General features: G+C 73.8%; 3 protein-coding genes. 2 read left to right on the forward strand and 1 reads right to left on the reverse strand.

All coding sequences use genetic code 11. The features are described 5' to 3' along the window. Window positions 1-230: 230 nt before the first annotated feature. Complete coding sequence (locus tag ACZ43N_RS26405; protein ID WP_468100885.1) at window positions 231-524, forward strand: zinc-ribbon domain-containing protein; 294 nt, start codon at window positions 231-233, stop codon at window positions 522-524. A 425-nt stretch (window positions 525-949) separates the two neighbouring features. Here ACZ43N_RS26405 and ACZ43N_RS26410 read toward each other — a convergent pair whose 3' ends face one another. After that, complete coding sequence (locus tag ACZ43N_RS26410) at window positions 950-2,191, reverse strand: MFS transporter (RefSeq protein WP_468100886.1); 1,242 nt, start codon at window positions 2,189-2,191, stop codon at window positions 950-952. Window positions 2,192-2,291: 100 nt separating this feature from the next. Here ACZ43N_RS26410 and ACZ43N_RS26415 point away from each other — a divergent pair, with 100 nt between their 5' ends. Then, window positions 2,292-3,266, forward strand: a complete 975-nt coding sequence (locus ACZ43N_RS26415; protein WP_468100888.1) for a helix-turn-helix domain-containing protein — start codon at window positions 2,292-2,294, stop codon at window positions 3,264-3,266. Window positions 3,267-3,622 lie beyond the last annotated feature (356 nt).

Consider the following 3,622-nt stretch of genomic DNA (forward strand, 5'->3'; position numbering starts at 1 on the left):
GGTACTCCGGTACTCCGGTACTCCGGTACTCCGGTATCCGGGGCTCCGGTATCCGGGCCTCGCCGGGGACGGTGTAGTACATTCGCCCGACCGTGCTCGGCGACCGGGCGTCGCGGCACGGCCTTCGGCCCTGCCGCGTGGTTCGCCTCCTCGCCCGGACCCCGTAGGCCTCGGCGGGCAGTGCACACTTGGGGCAGAGTGCCGGTAGGCACCCTCCGGGAAGGATCGAGATGCTGATCATCTTTGGCACCAAGGGTTACCTGTACCAGCTCGCGATACTCACGCTGGTGTGCGGGCAGTGCGGGAATCCCGCGGCGCACACGCTGAGGAAGCGGGTCACGAAGTTCACGCTGTTCTTCGTCCCGCTGTTCCCGGTCTCGACGAAGTACCAGACGCAGTGCACGTTCTGCGGGGCGGAGCAGAAGGTGACCGCCGAGCAGGCCGAGCAGCTCCAGACGCAGGGCGCGGGCGGCCAGACCGGCCAGTACCAGGGGCAGAACCAGCAGCAGCCGTACCAGTCCTGAGGGCGTCCGGGTGCCCGGCTCCCGAGGCCGGCCGCGGCCGCGGCGGGGGCACTGCGGACCCGGCCGACAGGACCCCCGGGCGGATGCCGGCGGTTCTGGATGCAGCCGTCCATCCGGTCGGGCTTCTTCTCCGCCGCCAGTGCTGCGGCCATCCAGAGCCGGCGCATCGGCCGGCTCGGTACCTCGAGGACGTCCGGCAGGCCGTAGGTGATCTCCCAGCGCGGGTAACGGCCCGTGCCGCGCAGCAGTTCGGAGATCTTCGACTTCGCCCGGCCGGACCGGTGGCTCAGCTCGCTGATCGTCGGACCGCCGGCCAGGGACCGGTGGCGCAGCGGCTCCAGCCAGGCACGGTGGGCGGCGCCCACGCCCCCGCTGTTCCGGTCGGCTGTAGGCGGGGCGCGCACATCATGAACCCACTGGCGCGTTCAGCGCCGGAACCTTCCCGTCCGGGAAGTGCCGCCCCTCGTGCCGATCGAGGAGGGGCGGACCGCTCCCGCTCCGTCCGGCAGGGGCGGGCGGGGGCGGTCGACCGCCAGCGCCAGTGTCACCGCCACCGACCCCGCGGCCATCACCGCCATCGCCGTGCCCGTGGAGGTCAGCTGGGCGACCCCGCCCGCCAGGGCCGCGCTCACGCCCTGAAGGGTCAGCATGCCGGCCGAGTGGAGGCCGAGGGCGTGGCCGGTGAGGTCAGGCGGTGTGAGGGCGAGCAGGTGCTGTTGCTGGACGAGGCTCGCGCCGAAGCCGACGGAGGCGAGGGTCGCGCAGGCCGCGGCCAGCGGGGTCGGGGGGTGGAGGGCGAAGACGAGGTACGGGGCGGCCAGGAGCAGCAGGAGGGGCGTGGCCAGGCGGTCGCGGACGTGGGGTGGGAGGAGTCTGCCGACGGTCACGTCGCCCGTGAACATGCCGAGCGCCGCGCAGGCGAACAGCAGGCCCGCGCGGTCGGGGGCGTACGCCACGAACAGGGACTCGCAGCCGACGACCAGGCCGTTGGGGATCCACAGGCCCAGATAGAGGCGCCGGCGCGGGACGGACGCCCACAGACGGGCGTTGGTCCGCCAGGTCTCGGCGACGGACGGGCGGCCGGCGGCCCGCGGGGCGCGGCGGGTCAGACCCATGAGGGAGCAGAGGGCGGCCGTCGCGTACAGGGCCGCCGACACGAGCAGCGTGATCCGCGGGGACAGCAGCGCCACCAGGGCGCCGCCCGTGGCGTAGCCCGTGATCTGCGTCAGCCCGTGCAGCATGTTGAACACCGAGCGGCCCAGCAGGTAGCCGTCCTTCGGCAGGATCTCCGTCAGCAGACCCCAGTGCACTCCCCCGCCCAGGGACGCGACCAGCCCCTGGACGGCGATCACCACGAACACCGCCCACAGCGGCAGACCGGGCAGCGCCAGCAGCGCCGTGCTCACCGCGAACGACGCGGCCAGGCCCGCGAGCGTCGCCCTCGGCGGCAGCCGGTCGGCGGCGGACAGGAGCGTCGTCGCGCCGACCACCTGGGCCAGCGACGGGCCGAACATGCTGAGCGCCGACAGCAGCGGGGAACCGGTCGCCTCGTAGACGGACGTCCCGAGGGCCAGTCCGCCGATCGTGGACCCGGCGACCTGAAGGGACGAGGACAGGAAGAGAGGGGTGAACTCCCTTGTACGGAAGAGGGCTTGATAGCTGCGCATGGGCAGGACGATCGGTCCGGCGCCCCGCCCGCCGCTAATGTTTCGCGCACACGCGAAAGCCCGGAGGGCTTCTCTCCCCCCGCACCCCGGAGGTGTCCCAGTGGGCTGGTGGCAGGTCAACGCCGACACCCTCGCCGGCAGCCGGTTCGTCGTGTCGCCGCTCGCGGAGACGTTCGCGAGCCTGAAACGGCTGCACGCCGGGACCGGCACCCACCCCGGCGAACACGACTGGCTGGCGGCCCATCTGCCCGCCTACCGGGCCGAGTTGGCTTGTGATCCACTCACCGCCCTGCTGGTCCGGGCGGGCTTGGGCGAGGAGTGGATCGCCGACTTCCTCACGCCCGCCCCACGCGAGGGCGAGACCTTCGCGGAGGAGGTCGCCCGGGTCCGGGCCGTGGACCCCGCCACCGCACGCGCCCATCTCGTCCTGTCCCTGCGCGGCCCGCTCCCGGCCGCCCTCGACCGCGACGACCTGCCGGGCCGCGCCGCCGACCTCCTGACGTACGTGTGGGAGGAGACGGTACGGCCGTACTGGGAGCGGCGGCGGCGCGTGCTGGAGGCCGATGTCCTCGCCCGTACCGCGCAGTTGGGGCAGAGCGGCTGGGCGGCGGTGCTGGACGCCTTGCGGCCGGGGATGCGGTGGCTCGGCGAGAACCGCCTCCAGGTCAACCTCCATGAGTATCCGCCGCGCGAGATCTCCGGCGCCCAACTGGTGTTCGTGCCGGTCACCCCGCAGCGGGTCGGCTGGGTGGCATGGGAGGAACACGAGCGGTACGCCGTCGTGTACCCCTGCTCGGGTGTCCTCGCCGACACGGGTCCGGCAGCCGCGCCCGCCGCCCTCGGCCCGCTCCTCGGCACCGCCCGCGCCCGCGTCCTCGCCCTCCTCGACTCCCCCATGAGCACGACCCAGCTGTGCGCGGTCACCGGCCGGCCCCTCGGTTCCGTGGGCCGTCACCTGAAGGTCCTGCTGGAGGCGGGCCTGGTCCGGCGCGGACGCGCGGGCCGCTCGGTGCTGTACACCCGGACGGCGGCCGGGGAGGTGCTGGTACGGGCCCCGGAGCACCGGGAGCTGTGACGCGGTCCCCGAGCGCCGCGAGGTCCGACGCGCCCTGCGAGTGCCGGGAGGGCCAGTGCCTTCTCCCTCTGGGGCGGGCGGGGGCACTGTCGCGGTCCGCCCGGGGCGGTGGGGGCGCTTGACACGGTCCGCCCGGGGTGACGGAGAGGGCTGACGCGGCCACTCATGGACGACCATGGGCTGACCCGGACTGTCCCGCGCGGCCCGGAGAGCCGACACGACCCGTCCCGAGCGGCCGGTGGACTGACACGGTCCGCCCGGGACGGCCAGGTGCTGACACGGACTGTTCCAGACGGCCCAGGGCTGACGACCGAGCGGCCGAAAGGGCCGGCCCGGAAGAGGGCTGACCCGAACTG

This window comes from Streptomyces sp. NPDC030814, from assembly GCF_055572155.1.